At 56.0% G+C, this 20338-nt stretch carries 14 protein-coding genes and 2 pseudogenes; 11 read left to right on the top strand and 5 right to left on the bottom strand.

Annotated elements, in window-relative coordinates; translation table 11 throughout:
* Positions 1–92 precede the first annotated feature (92 nt).
* Positions 93–1274 (bottom strand): annotated as a pseudogene (locus GGD50_RS27870) (IS3 family transposase); the annotation flags it as partial.
* Here GGD50_RS27870 and GGD50_RS27865 point away from each other — a divergent pair.
* From GGD50_RS27865 to GGD50_RS32925, 7 genes and pseudogenes are all read left to right on the top strand, one after another.
* Entirely contained in the window at positions 1263–2675 is a 1413-nt protein-coding gene (locus tag GGD50_RS27865; RefSeq protein WP_107107328.1) for an ATP-binding protein, read from the top strand. The pseudogene GGD50_RS27870 and the gene GGD50_RS27865 sit on opposite strands and share 12 nt — an antisense overlap.
* Position 2676: 1 nt before the next feature.
* Positions 2677–3192, top strand: coding sequence for a thioesterase family protein (locus GGD50_RS27860; protein ID WP_107107329.1), 516 nt, complete (start codon positions 2677–2679; stop codon positions 3190–3192).
* Between the two features lie 540 nt (positions 3193–3732).
* Positions 3733–4767: an extracellular solute-binding protein gene (locus GGD50_RS27855; RefSeq protein WP_107107330.1), complete on the top strand. Its 1035-nt coding sequence runs from the start codon at positions 3733–3735 to the stop codon at positions 4765–4767.
* Positions 4768–5508: 741 nt separating this feature from the next.
* Positions 5509–7719, top strand: coding sequence for a methyl-accepting chemotaxis protein (locus GGD50_RS27850; RefSeq protein WP_107107331.1), 2211 nt, complete (start codon positions 5509–5511; stop codon positions 7717–7719).
* Between the two features lie 666 nt (positions 7720–8385).
* Positions 8386–8610 (top strand): transposase, encoded by a 225-nt coding sequence (locus GGD50_RS33565; protein WP_107107332.1) that lies wholly within the window; start codon positions 8386–8388, stop codon positions 8608–8610.
* A gap of 181 nt (positions 8611–8791) precedes the next feature.
* Positions 8792–9151 (top strand): IS66 family insertion sequence element accessory protein TnpB, encoded by a 360-nt coding sequence (tnpB, locus tag GGD50_RS27840; protein ID WP_343070021.1) that lies wholly within the window; start codon positions 8792–8794, stop codon positions 9149–9151.
* Positions 9109–9470: pseudogene (locus GGD50_RS32925) on the top strand (IS66 family transposase); the annotation flags it as partial. The gene tnpB and the pseudogene GGD50_RS32925, both read left to right, overlap by 43 nt.
* A gap of 4 nt (positions 9471–9474) precedes the next feature.
* Here GGD50_RS32925 and ndpC read toward each other — a convergent pair.
* The 4 genes from ndpC to GGD50_RS27820 form a co-directional block, all read right to left on the bottom strand.
* On the bottom strand, positions 9475–11490 hold the full coding sequence (ndpC, locus tag GGD50_RS27835) for a 6-hydroxypseudooxynicotine oxidase (RefSeq protein WP_107107333.1): 2016 nt from the start codon (positions 11488–11490) through the stop codon (positions 9475–9477).
* 102 nt (positions 11491–11592) lie between these two features.
* A complete protein-coding gene (locus tag GGD50_RS27830) occupies positions 11593–11991 on the bottom strand; it encodes a nuclear transport factor 2 family protein (RefSeq protein WP_107107334.1) in 399 nt (132 codons plus the stop codon).
* 120 nt (positions 11992–12111) lie between these two features.
* The gene (locus tag GGD50_RS33395; RefSeq protein WP_343070020.1) at positions 12112–12585 is read right to left on the bottom strand and encodes an alpha/beta hydrolase family protein; all 474 of its coding nucleotides are present in this window, start codon (positions 12583–12585) and stop codon (positions 12112–12114) included.
* A gap of 449 nt (positions 12586–13034) precedes the next feature.
* Positions 13035–14210, bottom strand: a complete 1176-nt coding sequence (locus GGD50_RS27820; protein WP_107107335.1) for an FAD-dependent oxidoreductase — start codon at positions 14208–14210, stop codon at positions 13035–13037.
* Positions 14211–14627: 417 nt separating this feature from the next.
* Between GGD50_RS27820 and GGD50_RS27815 the strand changes: the two genes are divergently transcribed.
* The 4 genes from GGD50_RS27815 (at position 14628) to GGD50_RS27800 (ending at position 20334) form a co-directional block, all read left to right on the top strand.
* Positions 14628–15974 (top strand): MFS transporter, encoded by a 1347-nt coding sequence (locus tag GGD50_RS27815; protein ID WP_210203680.1) that lies wholly within the window; start codon positions 14628–14630, stop codon positions 15972–15974.
* 280 nt (positions 15975–16254) lie between these two features.
* Positions 16255–17004: an electron transfer flavoprotein subunit beta/FixA family protein gene (locus GGD50_RS27810; RefSeq protein ID WP_107107342.1), complete on the top strand. Its 750-nt coding sequence runs from the start codon at positions 16255–16257 to the stop codon at positions 17002–17004.
* Positions 17005–17029: 25 nt separating this feature from the next.
* The gene (locus GGD50_RS27805) at positions 17030–17962 is read left to right on the top strand and encodes an electron transfer flavoprotein subunit alpha/FixB family protein (protein WP_107107336.1); all 933 of its coding nucleotides are present in this window, start codon (positions 17030–17032) and stop codon (positions 17960–17962) included.
* A 707-nt stretch (positions 17963–18669) separates the two neighbouring features.
* The gene (locus GGD50_RS27800) at positions 18670–20334 is read left to right on the top strand and encodes an electron transfer flavoprotein-ubiquinone oxidoreductase (RefSeq protein ID WP_107107337.1); all 1665 of its coding nucleotides are present in this window, start codon (positions 18670–18672) and stop codon (positions 20332–20334) included.
* Positions 20335–20338: the final 4 nt, after the last annotated feature.

Genomic DNA, 20338 nt, shown 5'->3' with positions numbered 1-20338 from the left:
AGACCGAAAACCGGACCTTTCTTGCGATATCGAGTATTCGAGAGCCTCCAATATACCAGGAATATCAACAACCTGCTGATACTTCACGGCCGACTGACTAACACCGCATCAGGTTGTGTTCCAATCGACCAGCTGATCACCATGCCATCGAAGCAATCTATGATCGGCGACAGATACACTTTACCGGCTGGAATCTGGAATTCGGTGATGTCCGTGAGCCATTTCTCGTTCGGTGTTTCCGCATTGAAGTCGCGGTTGATCAGGTTCTCAGGCGCAGGACTGATCTCTCCCAGGTACGAGCCAAAACGCCGTCGCCGTGGTCTGGCCACGACCAAACTCTCCTGCTTCATCAATCGCTGCACAACCTTCTCTGAGATTGTCACACTCTGCCTGGCCAGTGACGCTTGCAGTCGACGGTAGCCGTAGCAGCGATGGTTGCTTTCAAAGATTTCCGTCAGGTCGCGACGGATGGTTACATACTTGTCTTCCAGGTTCGCTCGGGCGCGGTGGTAGAAGTAGGAGCTTCGCGCAATCCCCAGCTGCACGAGCAGCTCTGGCAATCGATAGATATCTTTGAGGGCGTCAACCAGCTGTGTCTTCTCCCGATTACTCAGGAGTTGCAGATCGACGCCCAGGCCTTTTTTTAGCAGTTCATTGGCCTTCTTCAGCAGATCATGTTCAAGCTGCAATTGGCGGACATCACGTTGGAGGGCCTCAAGCTGACGCTCGAGTTCTTCGCGTTCAGGTGCCGGCGCAGAGGTTTTGCGGCGTTTCATCGATGAGGCAACCTCCTGACCGAGTAACTCATTCCTCCAAGCGTACAACGTCGGCCGGCATACGCCCAGCCGGTCGGCGACGTCTTGGGCACTCTCTTCTCCACTGCAAAGATCAAGGACCGCAACCTGCTTCAAGGCCTCGGGATAGGCCGGACGCCAGGTTCGACCGGCTATCGAAGTCCTCGCCTCGGGAAACGTCTCTCGAACCCATGCCGTTAAAGTTCCCCGACCTGGATAGCCCAACGCTCTCATCGTTGAAGAGATACAGCGATCATGAGTGCGGTAATGCTCAAGCGCAGCCTGCTGTTGGGCCGCTGAAAACTTTGGCGCGCGAGCCAAAGAACGAACGCGCAGATCGCGATGCTGCTCGTATTCGCGATACCAGTTCCTCAGCGCATTCTTGGTGGGATACCCCAATTGCCGGATCGTCGCCTTAACCCGCTTGCCGAGCTTGATATAAAGCTCAACCGCGCGAATTCTGTCTGCATGGGAATACATGAACTACCTCCTGGTGGTCCAAGTTTTCGTCCGCATCCCCTATCAGACTACGCCGGGTCAGTTCTCAGTGGCAATCAACAGGCCCGCGCTATCGCTCGAAAGGTTGGAGCACCGCTTCTTCCCTCTCTGGACGATGGCGGCACAACTGTCGAAAAGGCGCGGGAATTCGCGCAGATGCACGGCCTCCCCGTTATCATCAAAGCCCAACATGGCGGTGGCGGTCGCGGAATGCGTATCGTCAGGGAGATGAGCCAGTTGGAGCCAATGATGGCGGCGGCAGAGCGCGAGGCAGGTCTCGCGTTTGGGCGGCCGGAGTGCTTTGTTGAAGTCTATGCCGAAAACGCGCGACATGTAGAAACGCAGTGCCTTGCTGATCGACATGGAAATGTTGTCGTTCTCTCCACAAGAGACTGCACCCTGCAGCGTCGACAACAGAAGCTTGTCGAGGAAGCGCCGGCACCGTTTCTGAGCGGCGACCAGCTTGATCAGCTAAAGCGGGCTTCGGTCGGTATCCTGGAGGAGGTTGGCTACTGCGGGGCGGCCACGTGCGAATTCCTCGTGACGGAAAAGGGGGGCATCTACTTCCTCGAAGTGAATACCCGCGTCCAGGTCGAACACCCTGTGACGGAAGAAGTGACCGGCGTAGATATCATCCGCGAGATGTTCGATATCGCGGAAGGGAAGCCGCTGGAACTCAAGGACACGGTGATCCGGGGCCATTCCATTGAGTTCCGGATCAACGCGGAAGATCCATGGGCCGACTTCCGTCCGGTGCCGGGCAAGATTAAACGGATGCAGCTACCGGGGGGGCCCGGCGTGCGATTGGATTTTGGCTACGGCGAAGGCGACACCATCCCACCGTACTACGACTCGCTTGTCGGCAAGCTGATCGTGAGCGGCCGAGACCGAAAGCAGGCGATCGAGCGAGCTGCACGAGCGCTGGACGAGCTCTCGCTCGTAGGCATTAAAACCGTGGTGCCCCTGCATCGCGCGATCATCAAGCGACCAGAGTTCGCGGCCGACAGCGTTGAGGCCTTCCGAATCTATACCCGCTGGATTGATGTCGAAATGCCAAAGCTGTCCGAGGAAGCGGCAGCGTTGCAAGCCGCACCCTCGGTGGCGGCAGAGGATGCCGGTGAAATCTCACCTTTGGCGCCGGCACACGACGCTAACGAAGCCCCAAGCTACCGGGTAAGCATCAAGGCGCCGCTTTCAGGCGTCGTCATGGAGCTTTGCGTCAAGGAGGGCGACAAGATCTCGCGAGGTGATGTTGTGGCCATCATGGAATCCATGAAGATGGAACAATCAATTCTCGCAGAGGAAGACGGCGTCGTGACAAAAATCAATGTCGCGAGAAACGGATTTATCGAGGTGGGCGACGACCTGATGGGGATCGATTGAGATGACAGACCTGACGTTCGAGACAACGGCCATCGACGACCGACCCCAGGAAAACGCACTCCTGACCCTCGAGACCGTCGTGGATGAAGGGTGGATAGACTACAACGGTCACATGACCGAATGGCAATACTACAAGCTTCTCGCTGACGCCGGCGAGAATTTTCTCCGTGCGATGGGCTTCAGCGAAGAGTATCGCCTGAGAGGCTTCAGCTTCTTTTCTGTGGAAGGTCACCTTCGAAATCTAAAAGAGTGCCGGCTCGGAACGCCGATCCGCATCTTCACCGAAACCATCGGCGTCGATGACCTTAGGCTGCACATTTATCAGTACGTGATCAACGAGGCCCGCGATATCGTGCTCGCCACCGGCGAACATATGATGATTCATGTCGACACGGTCAGACGTCGCGCCGTCCCCGTGGACGACTATATGAAGGGCTGCCTGCAGAGGGCGCTGGTGAAATGGCGGCCGCTTAAAATGCCAAAAGGACTGCACGCATCCATCACTGCTGCAGTTTGACCAGCTCAATAGTAAGCGTCGCCGCCACCTGGGACAGCCAAGCAGCTCTTGGAAACTGTGTGGTGCCGTAGAAGGCCGCGAGATCACGCCATTCTATTGCTGGGCCATGCGAGATGCTCTTGAAGGTAGTGTGCAACGAGACTGCAACGCTGGTTCGACCCGCCACCAATAGCAGCGTGTGACCCATCTCGCGGCGGAAATGGGGCGGACAATCTTCAGGGACGTGGAAGGTGGCCCATCATCTGGCCACCTTGTCAGTCGCCTTGAGTAAAGACGTACCACCGCAGGTCCGGCAACTGAACGCGTCATCCAACTTCGGCAAGGTGGCTTCCTCTTTTTCTCGGCGCGATCTCCCCAGCACCAGCTCAAATTGCGAGATTATCAAAATGCCGAGGCGGCTGTCGGCAGGAACGCTTCTTTCGCGAGTGGCGTCCTACGCGAATGCAAAGGCGAAACCAAAAAAATTCGTATTTTGAATAATTAATGTTTTCTGAGCGTCTGAACGATGTATGGTGACAACCACCGAGAGGGAGGAAAATTATGATTACCAAAATCGCCTTGATCACTGCTCTGGTGACAGCCTTGGCAAGTGGAATCGCCTATGCCGACGGAGAACTTAACATCTATACGTACGGTGGATACACGAGTGAAGACTTGATCAAGAAATTCGAAAGCGAATACAACGTAAAAGTTACAATCTCGGAGTACGATACAAACGATACTGCTTTAGCAAAGTTAAAGGCTGGCGGTCACGGATTCGATCTGCTCGTTGGGGCGTCTACATACACCCCGATTTTTATTAAAGAGGGGCTTATTTTTAAGTCAAATCCGAATCAGATGACCAATTTTCGGAATGTGAATAAGCAGTGGGTGGACGTACCCTTTGACAGGGGTCGAGAATATACGGCGCCATGGCTCATAAACGTTGTCGGAGTTAGTGTGAATACGTCAGTGTATCAAGGAGATATAAATACATCGGCGATTATTTTTGATCCACCGAACGAACTTAAGGGAAAAATCAACGTCCAACCCGAAATGCTGGATATAATGGGGCTCGCGATCCACTATCTGGGCGGAAAAGAGCTTTGTACCGATGACAAAGTTCTTCTGCAGAAGGTGAGGGATAAGCTTCTTGCGGCGAAGAAACATTGGATTTCCATGGATTATACGACACGTGAACCCATGATTAAAGGCGATTATGCTGCGTCCGCTGATTGGAATGGAGTAGCTTTACAAGAGCGTTTGCAAAACAAAAATATTGCGTTTGGGTACCCGCAAACGGGTTTCCCGTATTGGATGGATAACATTGGCGTTGTATCCGGCGCCCCAAACTTGGAAAACGCGAAGCTCTTCATAAATTTCGTTATGGATCCGCAGAACATTGCTCTTGAGTCCGACTTCACCAACTTTGCAAATGGCATTGACGGCTCGGATCGATTTATGAAGAGTGGAATTGCCTCAGCGCCAGAATTTGCAATTCCTGACAAGCTCAAAGGTGCAGGATACTGGGCTACAACCTGCCCGCCCGCTATCCAGAAGCTCTATGGCGCTATCTGGTCAGAGGTTAGAATGTAGCGTTCGTGTCTTCGCACCGCGTCGTCTCACCTCGCTTCCCGAGGGTTTGATTATATTTTAGCCCACAGCTCGAATTACTAGTTAGATCCTTTCAGACCGCGGGGCAGAGCTGTCGCTGCCCTGCGGATCTCGACCGATCTCCCATTCCGGGATCCCGCGCTGCCGCTTGTCTTTCGGCATCGTTAACTCCTTGCGTTGTTCCCTAAACGAACCACAGGGCAGTGAGATGTCATCAAAGATGCGCAGTCTTCGCCCGACTCGTGAAAAGCCTGCGCGCATAGCGCGACGCGCATTGTCCTACCTTTGACGGCCGCCAGACAGCCTTGGGATACTTTCCGCAGCGTCGGGTCCGGCATTGGACAGTTGACTTCGGAAGAATTTTCCTTGGTGACGGCATGCCGAAGTTTATGTCAAGGCCGAGTGAACTCAAGGGTGTCGTAATTAACTCCACGATAATTATTCCATATTATAAAAAGAGCGTGGACGTCGGTGCAAACGGCGGAAACAGCTATGACAGCTCGTGCACCTGGAATCGGACGCGCCTTGTCCCATGCGAAGGCAAGCTTGTATTGATCCGTGACTTCCATGTCAGGAGAAGATGCGTAATTCCTTCCTTCGACGCGCGCAGTGGTTGTCTTGCGCGCGACTGGCCAGCAGTACGAGTTTCTCGATCGGGCTGCGTTGGATGCCAGACTAGTTCGACTGAAAACTCTGGCTCATTAGATTGGGGTGTTTACCAAAATGCGCACGAAATGGTCTCTTGCTCTAAAGCTAATCGCTGTTACCGCTACCGCGATAGCCGTAGTCTTGGTTTTATCGAACGCTGTCCTCGTCTTGGTTACAAAGAACCGAATAGAGCATCTGACCATCCAGCAGGCTAAGCTCGAAGCAGCAAGATTGGCAAATGACATTTCAGCGGAAATGACAGCGCTATCGACTCCGACATCCACGATGGCAGCTTTGATCGGCCAAGGCAGAGAAAAAGACTATCTTGATCGCGCTGCGGTGATCGACATGCTACGGGCTACAGCGCAAGCCAATATCGTTTTCAGCAGCTGGTTCATGGAGGAGCCCAACGCCTTCGACGGAAGGGCGGTAGAGTTCAAGGGAAACACCTCACTTGGGTCAGCAACCAATGGCGCGTTTTCGCCTACGTGGACAAAGCCAGGTGGAACTCTATCGATGGCACCCGTCGCCCTCGATTATAACGCCGAATACTACCGTGTCGCTTCCAAGTCCCGGCAGGGCCACCTTACGGAACCCTATGTTTGGGTCGACGCGCATGGTACTTTCCTCTTATCTACCATCTCGTATCCAGTCGTCAGTTCAGATCGCCTGATTGGTGTGACTGGTATGGACGTCGACCTAACAGCACTATCTGCCAAGCTGGGTGCACAACGGCCATTTGGCTCTGGTCGAGTATATGTTATTTCTCAGGCGAAACAGTGGATCGTAGCGCCTAGTTCCGACCAGACAACGAGGATCTATGATGAACTTGGCCAAAAAGAATTGTCCGAGGCGATCTCCGAGCAGACAACTGGAGTAGTGGAGGACGTGGAGGTCGCTGGGGTCACTTACACCCGCGTCCTGCTTCCCTTCGAAGTGCCGGGCTTGAATACCCGATGGGTCGTCTGCGTAGATGTTCCAACTTCGGTAATTGCCTCTGCGGTAAATGAGCAGATTACCCTGATGGTGTCGGCAGGCCTATTTGTAGTATTTATAATCGCGCTCGTCTTATTTGCGACGACGAGAATAATGCTTGCCCGTCCAATAGGGCGTTTGGTCAAGTTTGTGGAAGTGTTGGCCGTTGGGAACTATAGTGACTCATCCCCAGATACACGCCGATCAGATGAGATGGGAGCGGTCGCAACCGCGCTGGAAAAGCTACGTCATGCCCTGATCCAAGGAGAACGTGCAGAAACAGAGGCAACGAACGTGAGAGAGGCAAATGCGCGTGAGCGCGCCACGGCCGAGGCGGCTCGCGCGGAAGCGCTTGAGGAGCAGCGCCTCGTGGTGCGTGTTGTCGGAGAAGCGTTGAAGGACCTTGCACACGGTGACCTCACCTGCCGAATTCACGAAGAGTTTCGAGGTGAATATACCGAGCTAAGGGTCAACTTTAATTCCGCTTTGTCGAGCTTAGAAGAGACAATCCGCATGGTCGGCAGGGGCGTGAATCATATTAACGCAGGCATAGAGGAGATTAGCTCGAGTGCGACCGACTTGGCGCGCCGGACTGAAATGCAAGCGGTAGGCTTAGAAGAGTCAGCCGCAGCGATGGCCGAACTTACCGAACAGGTGCTGGCAAGCGCGACGAGAGCTTCCGCGGCTGCGACAAGCGTTAGCGCTGCCACCATAGACGCGGTTGCCACTGGCGACATTGTCGGGTGCGCGGTCCACTCCATGGAGAGCATCAGCCAATCGTCGCTAGAAATTACCCGTATCACAGGCATCATTGATGAGATCGCATTTCAGACAAATCTACTCGCCCTGAATGCTGGCGTAGAGGCGGCACGTGCGGGTGACGCTGGGAAAGGCTTTGCCGTCGTCGCGCAGGAAGTACGTGAACTCGCCCAACGCTCAGCTGCGGCAGCAAAGGACATCAAAGTACTCATTAGTTCGTCCGCGAAGCAGGTACAAGAGGGAGTTGGACTTGTCGGACAGGCCGGCCACGCATTGAGCAGGATCACAGCGCAGATCACAGCAATAAATGAGAATGTGAAGCAAATCTCTGTGGTGGCGGACGAGCAATCCGTTGGTCTGAAGAGTATCAGTGGTTCGATAAACCAGATGGATCAGGTGACACAACAGAACGCCGCTATGGTAGAAGAAACGACTGCGGCAAGTGTATCGCTGCGAGACGAGGCGCGTCTCTTGAGTGAAGCCGTAAGTCGTTTCAATTTGTCTGAAAATCGCGGCAAGGAAGAAGCAATCCAGCAGCGTCGTGTGGCTTGATTTCCGCTAATTCGTATGTTTGCTTGATGCTCTGGACCGGATCCTCAATGCCTCGGAGCGGCGATGATCCCTGGTGTGAAGGTCTAGTCGGCGACCGGCTATACGGACATGTGGAGCGGATTTCCTGGCCTGTCGCTGATGGTGCAGGAGAGGCTGAAGTGCTATCCGCGTAGCGGCCTTGTGTTATGCTTCCGCGGCGGGCTTTATGTGGCCGTCAGCGGTCGACGCCACGGTGGTGATTGCGCCGGCGCAGCTCCAGTATCTGCCCAAAGGAACCGACTGGCGGAGGCGACAAAAAACCTGGCGTCCGAGCTCGGCTGGATAGCTGAAATGGCTGGCGATTCCATCTCGTGATGACCGATGCGGCCGATCAGCTTCCCGACGACGTTGCAAGTGCACACGCGACGATCTTCGCCGAGCGCGGCACCCCATGAAGCCGTTGCCGTCGCTGCCGCCCAGGCGGTGAACTCGCATTCGGTCAACGTTGATCGGAGGCTGCCGATCCAAGAGCTCAAACGCGAGATTCATAGCATTCGCGCGGAGCGCAGGCCCGTTTTCTCGAACAGATTGAATTGCAGTTCGAGGAACGTAAGCCCACGGTGAGAGCCGTCTTGCGAGGTTGATGCGAACATCGGAAGTCCTAGTGCAAACACTAGGAGTAGTCCTATGACCAAGCATCCGATTGAAGTGATCGCGTCTGTCGCGCGCCGTCGGCGCTGCTCTCGCGAGGACAAAGAGCCGCTGGTTGCCGCCTGCCTTGAGCCTGGTGCGGTTCTTTCCGAGATTGTCCGTGCGGCCGGCATCCACGTGAGCCAGCTCTTTCGATGGCGCAGGAACTCTGCCGGATCGAAGAGCCGTCGACGCCGGTATCGAGCACATTGGTGCCCGTAATCGTTTCGGAGGCCGCGCAGGCAGCCCTGCCTGCTGCCTTAGAAGCGCCGGCCTCATCGCATCCCCGCCGGAAGCGGAGCGATTTGACGATTGATCTGGGCCGCGGTCGTCGTGACCGTGTAGACAGCGACATCGAGAGGGAGGCGCTTCGCCGTATTCTCGATTGTGTGCTGGGTCGGTGATGATCCCGGTTCCTGCTGGTGTGAAGGTCTGGCTGGCGACGGGCCATACAGATAGGCGCAAGAGCTTTCCCGGTTTGTCACTGATGGTGCAGGAGACGTTGAAGCGTGATCCGATGTGCGGACACTTGTTCGTCTTTCGCGGTCGTGGCGGTGGCCTGATCAAGGTCATCTGGCATGATGGCCAGGGAGCCTGCCTGTTCACGAAAAAGCTGGAACGTGGACGCTTTCATATGGCCGTCGGCGGCCGATGGAGCGGTGGTGATTACTCCTGGGCAACTCGGCTATTTGCTAGAAGGTATAGACGTAAGCATCCGGGGAACTGGAAGCCGACGCCAGCCAGGACGCACTGGCCGCCGTAACGGCAAAGCCTTTCAACGGTCCATACCTTCGAGCGCAAGCGTCTTTTAAGGAAGCCGTTTCCGGGGCAACCTGTCGCGCGAACGCGGCGTCACTGCTCGGCCAACAAGCTGCCCATGCTGCGGCTCGGCCAAGCTGGCGATGACGTTACCGAAATTAGAAGTGGTCCCGCGCAAAGGCCATCCAGTCATTCTTTGCCCGGAATGCGAGAAGATCGCACAGCTGCCAGCACCCTTTCATGTGACGCCGCGCCTTTGTAGGGCCAAACCTGCTGGCGATGATCCTGTCGCGAAGCTCGGCCAGCATCAACCGCTGAACCGGCCGACTAACGGCCGGTAGAGCAAAATTCAATGCCCGCCTTTCGTCCATCTTTGGTGGCCTGAGCGATTTGGCCCGGTCCAAGACAGTCGCCAATGCGTTCAACCGACGCAATCTCACCTGCTTCTCTCTTTGCAATCAACTCATGATAAAGGACATCATCGGATATTTGTCCGGTTACAAGAACTACGGCGTCCACTTTCCTATTGGATTCCGCACCAGTTAGAATACGGCTGGTAGTAATGTTGCCAGATGAGATGCTAGTTACGGATGTGCCGACGACGATCTCGATACCCATCTCGTTCATTGCGTTGATTACGTGAACAAGTTCCAGTGTGTTGATCGTCCACGGTGCCGGATCGCTCGCAGTCGTGATGTAAGTTACCTTACAGCCTGATCGTGCAAGGCGTTCAGCTACCACCGTGGCCATGTAAAAGTAGTCTTCATCATAAACGACGACCTCACCGCGAGGTAAGTTACCATCCAAGATTTCTTCCGGGCCGTACACGTGGGGTAGATCAGCGCCGGGTATCGGTTCATCGTGATTGCGACCGATACCATCCTTGCGCCATTTTGCGCCGGTCGCCACGATCACATGATCCGCTTCGAAGCCGATGACGTCGTCTGCAGTAAGGACGCTGTTAAGATACATGTTTGCATTTGGCATCGTCTGCAGTTGCCCAACACGGTAGTCCACCACGCGCCCCCAGGCACTCAAGCGAGGCATTTTACGCTCCCGCACAAGCCGTCCCCCCCACTCCGATCCTCCGTCTGCGATAGAAACCTGGTAACCGCGTTTTGCAAGTGTGTGACCTGCTTCGAGACCCGCGGGACCCCCACCTACAACAAGAATCGTCTTAGACGGGTCATCTGCGGGAGGAACATTTTCGGGATGCCAGCCCAACGTATGTTCTTCTCCTGCTGACGGGTTCTGCGTACAGCGAATACGGACGTATGTCATGACCTCCGCTGTGCAAGCGTTACATCCTATGCACTCACGAATATCATCGTGGCGACCTTCGTTTATCTTGTTTGGCAAGAAGGGATCGGCTATCGAAGGTCGTGCTGCCCCGATTAAATCCAGCACTCCTCGCTTAATCTGGCTTACCATCGCGTCAGGCGACGTAAATCGTCCGACGCCTACAACGGGTTTGTTCGTCACCTTCTTCACAAAGTCGATGAACGGTTCTTGCTGCCCTTCTTCGAAGAAGCGACTGCTTCCGCTATCCCATGGCCAGTCGCTTACATTGACGTCCCACAGGTCAGGGACGTCCGAAAGTGCTTCAACAACGCGCCGCCCGTCTTCAAGCGCGGTAATATTAGATGCCCGTCGTCGGTCTTCCACCGCAAATCGAACTGCAACTGCGCAGGTGTCACCAACCGCGTCCTTCACATCAGAAAGTGTTTCGCGAAGGAGTCGAACGCGATTTTCGAAGACGCCGCCGTATTCGTCGGTTCTCTTGTTTGTTTTCACATCAAGGAAGTCTTGCAGAAGGGACAAATTGTGAGCGCAGTAGACATATACGATGTCGAAACCGGCCGATTTGGCGCGGACTGCCGCATCGCGGTACCAGCGTCTGAATTGGGCAATATCTTGTTTGTCGATCGTGCGGGCTGTTATCGGGTTGTAATAGTAGTGAGGAAATTTCGCGGTGGGAGATAATGGATGCTCGCGATGAGAAGCGGCCGGTCCCGACGCACCCGCATGTGCGAGTTCCACCCCAGCCAACGCACCATGTTCTTTCACGGCTGCGGCAACGCGGGCTAGTTGAGGGACATGACTGTCACTGTAAAAACAGGGGTCCGGCAACGGGGCATGGTCAGAGGTTTGATGGATCATCGTTTCTTCCAAGCATACGACGCCCCACCCTCCTTCGGCTCGAGCTCTTCGATAGGCGATCATTCCATCGATGGAGGACATGCCCATGCTTAGAGCATGCGGGACAACGTAGAACCGGTTCTTGGTCCTGACGGGACCAATCTGAACGGGCTCAAAAAGGATGTCATAACGTGGATCTCGCATTAGAGACGCTCCAATTGGTGCTTTGATAGTCATGGGTATAGCCGTAGGCTACGCGGGAAGGCGCTATCGGCGGGTGGGTTAACAATTCCAAATGGGGAGAAGTTAAGCCTCAGAAACCGTCGGTGCTACCGTACGGGTCGAAATCTCGCGCGCCTTACAAAACGCATTTTTAACGGCGATTTTTCCCTCGCGGAAGCGAAGAATATCTAGCCCATCGATGGCAGAGCTATTGCCGTCGGCTGTTATGACTAAGGTCCATGTGACGATCGCAGTCGAGGTGCGCTCGTCGATCGATGTGGAAGTAACGTTGTATTGTGTGGAGGCGTTCAAAAAATCGTCACTCGGCGCAAGCGCTTGTCCAATTGCCGCGCGTCCACTGTGTTGGACGCCGAAAGGGTCCACGTATACGCTAGCGTCGGTGAAGAAATCGAGCGTCTTCGAGAAGTCTCGCGTATTAAACGTTTCCATAAAGGACTCAACTTGCGCGATAAGATTTTCCATTCACAATCCTCCAACAAGCACCTGCAATCCGAAAGGTTCGAGGGCTATCACCAAAAGAATGACCAACGAGTCAGTCTAACTAAGAACGCAGTATTAACTGCCAACGAAAATGAGAATGGCTCAGCTCACGCGATCGTTGAGCCATTCGATAATCTCACGGGCAATATCGTCCGAGTTATACTCAGACATTAACATGTGACCATTCCCGAAGATGCCCTTCTCCTCAAGCCGAATATGGTCGACGGCGTTTCCCCGACCCCGGATATATTCTACGGCTTGTGCATTTGCCTCACGCATCCAGCTTGCTTCACCTGATACAACCGCGATCGGCCGAATGAACGGATCATGTTCCCCGGAAAGGGGCGCGGCGTTGAGACCGTGCGAAAATTGGCCAAGGGGATGTTGGAAGCCAGGACAGCCCAGTGGCTCCACTGCAACAATAGCCTTCACCAATGGACCGCCAATCGCCGCCAATGCCCATCCGCACGGCGCACCAGCGGAGTGGCTGACCAAAACTGTGTCCCCGACCATGCTAAAAAGCCCCTGCGCGATAACTTCCACGTGCTCTTGGCTTGCGGCGAGACTTGTTGCCATTGGCCCCTGGCTCGCCATGAAGCGATCGGCAGGAAGCTCACCACCCGGCCACTGGGTGTGTTTTTCCGCCCCTGGCCAAAGTTGGCTTTTCGCTACTTCAAAAAAACGTGGACCCAGTTGCTCGTAACTTGGAGGTAGCGTCGCACTGCCAAGTACACGTCGATCCCAGCGGTTCCGCCCATGTCCTGGCCGGTCAAGCAGGTATACGGGATACCCCGCCCGCAGAAACGCGTGTGCCCAGCCGGGCCGGCCATCCGGAGTGCGCAGAAACTCCGAACTTTGTCCACCGCCGCCATGTACGAATGTTATCGATACGCTTTTCGGTTCGACGGGTACGAACCATTCGACATACGCGGTCGCACCGGGATATGTCTCGCCCGCGTATAGATTACGCGACGTTGTGAGAAATCTCCCTCCGAAGTCTGCGAGGGCCAAGGGTGTAAGGCTGCTCAATATACTGTTCGCATCTGTTCGTGAAATTTCATCATTACGCGCATTTTGTCTCTGTCAGCCGCGATTGCACGCGCCTGTTCGATCCACTGCTCTTTCTGCTGGCCAGGTAGCATGTGATACATGTTGCGTAGGTTTGAAGATGCGCGTGGCGAGACGATCTCAAGAAACTTGTAACGGCGGTCCCTATCGTAGGTTTCCAGTATGTCTTCGCTGCGGTTATCGTGAACAACTTGGGTAAGGGCTTCGACGAGCGCGAATGTGTCAAACATACCTCCCGTCAGCCCCAGACCCCCCGTGGGATTGGTAATATGCGCTGCATCGCCGACTAGCATGATGCGGCCCACTCGCATTCGATCAGCACAGCGTTGATGCATTCGGTAGGGCGAAAATGCCTCCACGTCGAACGGAACGTCGCCGGTGAGCAGGTCCGGCAACACCTTTGCAATTCTTTGCGGAAGGTCTTCGATTGGAAGGGCGGGGTCTTCCATAAATGTGACGCGCCAGAAGTCGCTGGTGTCGATTTTGCAAATGACGGAACCGTAGACATGATCAATCTGCATCGTCGTCTTCGAGTAGCCGCGCCGATCAAGGTCTACGCGCGTATTGGTTGCGACATAACGTTCTGGCCACGTGATACCGAAGAAATTGAGATTCAGAACCTCTCGCCGAACAAAGCTGGCTGCGCCGTCGGCGCCAATCAACCAGTCGGCGTCGATGGTCTCGGTAAGTCCATCTTTTAGAATCGTCGCCCGTACGCCACTGCCGTTCTGTTCGCATGCAGTCAAAGTGGTCGAAAAGTGAATTTCGACATTCGGCAACTTCTGCAGATGGGAAAGAATAATAAGGGACAGTTTATCTTGGCCCAAATGAAGCGCGTAAGGGAATTCGATCTCGCCTTCAAGACACCCGATGTCCCAGCGGATCATTTCACCGGTCTCGTGGATGCGCCAGGCGTGGTCCTGCCGAAGGAAACCGGCCGTCACGCAATCGTCAAGCACGCCCAAATCTCGGAGATGCGGGAGGACAGATGAATGGTAAACAAGCGCGCGAGGACTATTATTCGGCGTCGCCTCCGCCTCCAATACCGTCACATGCATACCGGAACGTGCTAAGCCTAACGTGGTAAGAAGCCCGGTTGGGCCGCCACCGACGACAACGACATGTGCGCTCATGTTAACTCTCACTTCTTCTGAAAATGGTTGTCGCTGACCCAACGGGCATTGAAGTCACCACATTTACTTCGACACTGCCATACCGGCCTAAAAATGGCAGGCTAGCTGCCGCCTCTCTTCGATCGAACGATACTTGCCCGCAGTGAATTAAAAACTTGATTAATTAAAATGCGTGCTGATGTCAAGATACCTGAATCGTGCTCAACGACCTGACGTCGTTCGGCCGGAGAGGCGTTACGGCGGCGTAACATGGGACAAAGAAGCCGGCCGGCTACGAGAAATTTTATTTTCGATACAAATTAATTATTCAATATTGTAATTTATCAACGCTGACGCTATCGTATGCTTCGCCGATTAAGTCGCGCCAAGATTCGAGGTGTGGCGGCATTTAATGGACGGAGCGCAGGGGAGGAAACCATGAGCGTGAAACTCGAGTCATCTAATCTAGGCATGCAAGCCCGAACCGCCGGTCACTCGCACGACCTAGGTAATGTGCTTCGACGGAAATCGTTAATCGCGACTGGCCTCGGCAATACTCTGGAGTGGTACGATTGGACGATCTATGCGGTTTTCGCTCCATATATCGCGAAGGCAATGTTTGACACACAAGACCCAGTCTCGGCTTTGTTGAGTACATTGGCGATTTTTGCGGTCGGCTTCATCTCTCGCCCGCTTGGAGGTATTGTCTTCGGTGCCCTTGCGGACCGCCTGGGGCGTAAAACCGTGTTGTTGATAAGCATGGTTCTTATGGGCTTCGGCAGTCTTTTAATCGCAGTCTCCCCAACATATGCAGCTGTTGGCGGATTTGCGTCTCTCATGGTCTTGGCTGCTAGGCTGTTGCAAGGTTTTGCTCACGGGGGGGAGGCTACCGCTTCCTATGCGTACCTTGCGGAGATCGCGCCAAAAGAACGGCGGGGCCTGTGGTCTAGCAGTATGTTCTTTAGTGTCGGCATCGGTAGCATTGTAGCTACCCTGCTTGGTGTCGTCTTGACCCGGCTAATTGATGTCGCGGACATGGACTTTTGGGGGTGGCGTATTCCGTTTCTCCTCGGCGCCCTGCTCTCCGTGCTCGTGTTGTTCTTACGAAAGAGCATGATGGAAAGCGACGTGCTGACGGATTTCGTAGGCTCGCCGCAGGGTTCTCCCAACCCAGTCGAGGCCCCCGATTGGCCGAAGAGCAAAATCATATCTCGAGCTGTCGGGATTTTCTTTTACCAAGCTGGCGTCGGCCTGCCATATTATCTCTGGACCGCCTACGCCGCCGTGTTCGCTATAACGCAGCGTGGCATGGATCCAAGCGGCGCCTTCACCGCGAGTCTGTTTGCACAAATTCCCTATATCATCGCTGTCCCTATATGGGGTTACGTTTCCGATCGAATCGGTAGGAAGCCCGTAACGATTTTTTATTTTCTGGCAGTAGCGGTGCTAACATTTCCCCTAATCGGCTTCATATCCAATGAACCTTGGACGCTATTTGTCGCGCAAGGCGTGATGCTCTCGGTTACTGGTTGTATTGGTGGAACGCTACCTGCAATCATTGCTGAACGTGTTCCAACACGGTACCGTTCGCGCATCATGGGTATTTCTCTCCCCCTTTCACTTGCTCTGTTCGGCGGCACAGCACCCTATTTGAGCAGCTGGTTCTCAAGCATGAACCTCTCCTGGGTGTTTAACCTGTATGTTGTGGTTGTAGTTCTAATAGCAGCGGGCGTGGTAGCAACGTGGAGAGAAACGAGTGGAATTGACTTGCGAGAAGTCAATTAGCATGCAGGTTCATCGGCGATGATGGCGGGCGGAGTGGTCATTCCCCTCCGTACGTGCGCCGGCTCTGCGCCATCAACCAGCAAGCTGATGTGCTGATGAACGGTTTCTGCAGCTCGTGGAAAAAGGCGCAAGGGCGTGACCGGAGGATTCGCCGGTTTTATCGGAAAGCTATGGGGTTGAGTGGGCATCTCAAGATGATGAAATCTAGTCAATGAGACCATCAGAAACTTTAACCTCGGGAACGTAATAAAGGCTTCCAAACATGCAACTAGATGCCAGCATTAAGATCATTGTCCCAGTCAAACGGGTCGTCGACTACAACGTCAAGATCCGGGTAAAGCCGGATGGCACGGGCGTCGAGCTTGCCAATGTGAAGATGTCGATGAACCCGTTCGACGAGATCTCGGTGGAAGAGGCGCTGCGGCTGAAGGAAGCCGGCAAGTGCGAGGAAGTGATCGTCGTCTCGATCGGTCCGGCCAAGGCCGAGGAGACGCTTCGGACCGCGCTTGCCATGGGTGCCGACCGGGCGATCCTGGTCGAGACCGACGATCAGGTCGAGCCGCTGGCCGTGGCCAAGATCCTCAAGGGCATCGCGGATGCCGAACAGCCCGGCCTGATCATCGTCGGCAAGCAGGCGATCGATGACGACAGTAACCAGACCGGCCAGATGCTGGCGGCGCTGCTGGGTTCGGCCCAGGCGACCTTCGCCTCGAAGATCGAGATCGGTGACGGAAAAGCCCAGGTGACCCGCGAGGTCGATGGCGGCCTGCAGACGATCGAGATCACGCTGCCGGCGGTCATCACCTCGGATCTGCGGCTGAACGAACCGCGTTACGCCTCGCTGCCGAACATCATGAAGGCGAAGAAGAAGCCGCTCGACAAGAAGAGCCCGGCCGATTTCGGTGTGTCCACGACGCCGCGGCTGAAGGTGCTGAAGACCGAGGAGCCGAGTGGCCGCAAGGCCGGCGTCAAGGTCAAGTCGGTCGCTGAGCTGGTCGACAAGCTCAAGAACGAAGCCGGCGTGCTGTAATCGGGCAGGAACAGGAGCAACTATCATGACCATTCTTCTTCTGGCCGACCACGACAACGTCAGCCTCACCGATCAGACCGCCAAGGCGCTGACGGCAGCAACGCAGATCGGCTCCGATATCCATGTGCTGGTTGCCGGCAAGGGCGCCAAGGCTGCGGCCGATGCTGCTGCCAGGCTCTCCGGCGTCTCCAAGGTGCTGCTGGCCGAAAGCGACGAGCATGCCAACAACCTCGCCGAACCGCTTGCCGACCTGATCGTCTCGCTGGCCGGTTCCTATGACACGATCATCTCGGCTGCAACCTCGACCGGCAAGGATGTGTTGCCGCGGGTGGCTGCCCTGCTCGACGTCGCCCAGGTCTCGGAAATCATCGAAGTGATCTCGGCCGATACCTTCAAGCGGCCGATCTATGCCGGCAATGCCATCCAGACGGTGCAGGCAAGCGACGCCAAGAAGGTCATCACCGTGCGCACCGCCTCGTTTTCCCCGGCCTCCCAAGGCCCAGCTGCTGCCGTCGAGGAGATCTCGACGGCAGCTTTTTCTTCGACGCTTTCGCGTTTCGTGAAGGATGCGCTGTCGGCCTCCGACCGTCCGGAACTGACCTCGGCGAAGATCATCCTCTCCGGCGGCCGGGCGCTCGGCTCGGCAGAAAAATTCAAGGAAGTCATCCTGCCGCTTGCCGACAAGCTCGGGGCTGCGGTCGGCGCATCCCGTGCCGCCGTCGATGCCGGATATGCGCCGAACGACTGGCAGGTCGGCCAGACCGGCAAGGTGGTAGCGCCCGATCTCTACATTGCAGCCGGCATCTCCGGGGCCATCCAGCATCTGGCCGGCATGAAGGACAGTAAGGTGATCGTCGCCATCAACAAGGACGAGGAGGCGCCGATCTTCCAGGTCGCCGACTACGGCCTTGTCGCCGATCTGTTCGAGGCCCTGCCGGAATTACAGAGGGCGCTATAAGGGATAGATATCGCCTCCCAAGCGAAAGGATGGCGCGGCCAAGGCTGTGTCATCCTTAAATTTCTTTGGCTCCAGAAGTCCGTTAGATGAAAAGCAATTTCTTGACAGCATCGCACCAATCGACCCTCAGAATCTTAGCTGCGGTCACCAGCTATCTCGCCGAAAGGGGTGTTACACCTCGGATCGTTAGCAGTTCGACGCTCGCACTCATCGCAGTTGTTCTGGCGATGGGCTGGAAACCGCGTATCCTTCTGACACGCCTCGATGAGACACTTGGGTCAGGTGGATGAAGAGGCGAGCCTTCTGTCATAGTCAGATCCAATCTAGTCAGCAAATCTATCTGGGCCCTGCTCGTTGCCTTGAACGAGACGGAGACGACAGCGTGTGCGCGCACGAAGTGGTTCGCGGGCGTTTGCAACTTTGCGGATATCCGGACGCGGCCGTCGGCCGGCCGGAAATGGCAAGGGCAAATTGGATAAAGCTTGGTACCTCGGTCATAGACCTTGGCTCCATCCGCGCTCAGACGACCGACGCGGGGTGCAAGTGCTGCCTCCTCAGCGACGCTACTTTTCAAGGGCTGCGCGACGGTCAGAAGCGAGGCCGCCAGCGGCGGTGTTCGTTCGAAATCATCCCTACGGTTGATCGCGAGCTCCGTGTTCACCACCTGCCGAAAACTCGCGCAGGTGCGCCAAGGTCTGGAGACTGAAATGAGCGGAAAATTTGCAGCCCCCGAACGCGAGAGCATGGAATTCGACGTGGTTATCGTCGGCGCAGGTCCGGCCGGTCTGTCCGCGGCGATCCGGCTGAAGCAGGTCAATCCGGAGCTTTCGGTCGTCGTGCTGGAGAAGGGCTCGGAAGTCGGCGCCCATATTCTCTCGGGCGCCGTCGTCGATCCGATCGGCATCGATCGGCTGCTGCCGGGCTGGCGCCAGGAAGCCGACCATCCCTTCAAGACCGAGGTCAATGCCGACCACTTCCTGCTGCTCGGTCCCGCCGGCTCGATCCGCCTGCCGAATTTTATGATGCCGCCGCTGATGAACAATCACGGCAACTACATCATCTCGCTCGGCCTCGTCTGTCGCTGGCTGGCTGGGAAGGCCGAAGAACTCGGCGTCGAGATCTATCCGGGCTTTGCCGCCACCGAAGTGCTCTACAATGATGAGGGCGCCGTCATTGGCGTTGCCACCGGCGACATGGGCATCGAGAAGAACGGCGAGCCCGGCCCCAACTATACCCGCGGCATGGAACTGCTTGGCAAATATGTGCTGATCGGCGAGGGCGTGCGCGGCTCGCTTGCCAAGCAGCTGATCGCCAAGTTCGACCTGCAGAAGGATCGCGAGCCGCAAAAGTTCGGCATCGGCATCAAGGAGCTCTGGCAGGTCAAGCCGGAGAACCACAAACAGGGTCTCGTCCAGCACTCCTTCGGCTGGCCGCTCGGCATGAAGACCGGCGGCGGCTCGTTCCTGTATCATCTGGAAGACAACCTCGTGGCCGTCGGCTTCGTGGTGCACCTGAACTACAAGAACCCCTATCTCTATCCCTTCGAGGAATTCCAGCGCTTCAAGACGCATCCGGCAATCCGCACCACCTTCGAGGGCGGCAAGCGTCTGTCCTATGGCGCGCGCGCCATCACCGAAGGCGGCTACCAGTCGGTGCCGAAGTTGACCTTCCCAGGTGGCGCCCTGATCGGCTGCTCCGCCGGCTTCGTCAACGTCCCCCGCATCAAGGGCAGCCACAACGCGGTACTGTCGGGCATGCTGGCGGCTGACAGGATCGCCGACGCGATCGCCGCAGGCCGCGCCAATGACGAGGTCACCGAGATCGAGAACGAATGGCGCAAGGGCGACATCGGCAAGGATCTGAAGCGAGTGCGCAACGTCAAGCCGCTCTGGTCGAGGTTCGGAACGGCTGCCGGCGTCGCGCTCGGCGGCCTCGACATGTGGACCAACACGCTGTTCGGCTTTTCCGTCTTCGGCACGCTGAAACACGGCAAGACCGACGCGCAGTCGCTAGAGCCGGCCGCGCAGCACAAGCCGATCGCCTATCCGAAACCGGATGGCGTCCTGACCTTCGACCGGCTGTCGTCGGTGTTTTTATCGAACACCAACCACGAGGAAGACCAGCCGGTGCATCTGCAGGTCAAGGACATCGGCCTGCAGAAGCGATCCGAACACGACATCTACGCCGGCCCGTCGACGCGCTACTGTCCGGCCGGGGTCTATGAATGGGTGGAGAAGGACGGGGAGGAGACCTTCGTCATCAACGCCCAGAACTGCGTCCACTGCAAGACCTGCGACATCAAGGATCCGAACCAGAACATCAACTGGGTTCCCCCGCAGGGCGGCGAGGGGCCGGTCTATCCGAATATGTGAAACA

The organism is Martinezella paranaensis (assembly GCF_014200235.1).
GTDB lineage: Bacteria > Pseudomonadota > Alphaproteobacteria > Rhizobiales > Rhizobiaceae > Rhizobium > Rhizobium paranaense.
This window is presented reverse-complemented; position numbering and strand designations above follow the sequence as displayed.

Coding starts and splice junctions, on each gene's coding strand:
- GGD50_RS27855 (WP_107107330.1), top strand. CDS start 3,733: ATGATTACCAAAATCGCCTTGATCACTGCTCTGGTGACAGCCTTGGCA.
- GGD50_RS27815 (WP_210203680.1), top strand. CDS start 14,628: ATGAGCGTGAAACTCGAGTCATCTAATCTAGGCATGCAAGCCCGAACC.
- ndpC (WP_107107333.1), bottom strand. CDS start 11,490: ATGCGAGATCCACGTTATGACATCCTTTTTGAGCCCGTTCAGATTGGT.
- GGD50_RS27820 (WP_107107335.1), bottom strand. CDS start 14,210: ATGAGCGCACATGTCGTTGTCGTCGGTGGCGGCCCAACCGGGCTTCTT.
- GGD50_RS27850 (WP_107107331.1), top strand. CDS start 5,509: ATGCGCACGAAATGGTCTCTTGCTCTAAAGCTAATCGCTGTTACCGCT.
- GGD50_RS27800 (WP_107107337.1), top strand. CDS start 18,670: ATGAGCGGAAAATTTGCAGCCCCCGAACGCGAGAGCATGGAATTCGAC.
- GGD50_RS27830 (WP_107107334.1), bottom strand. CDS start 11,991: ATGGAAAATCTTATCGCGCAAGTTGAGTCCTTTATGGAAACGTTTAAT.
- GGD50_RS33395 (WP_343070020.1), bottom strand. CDS start 12,585: ATGGCAACAAGTCTCGCCGCAAGCCAAGAGCACGTGGAAGTTATCGCG.
- tnpB (WP_343070021.1), top strand. CDS start 8,792: ATGATCCCGGTTCCTGCTGGTGTGAAGGTCTGGCTGGCGACGGGCCAT.
- GGD50_RS27805 (WP_107107336.1), top strand. CDS start 17,030: ATGACCATTCTTCTTCTGGCCGACCACGACAACGTCAGCCTCACCGAT.
- GGD50_RS33565 (WP_107107332.1), top strand. CDS start 8,386: ATGACCAAGCATCCGATTGAAGTGATCGCGTCTGTCGCGCGCCGTCGG.
- GGD50_RS27865 (WP_107107328.1), top strand. CDS start 1,263: ATGGGAATACATGAACTACCTCCTGGTGGTCCAAGTTTTCGTCCGCAT.
- GGD50_RS27860 (WP_107107329.1), top strand. CDS start 2,677: ATGACAGACCTGACGTTCGAGACAACGGCCATCGACGACCGACCCCAG.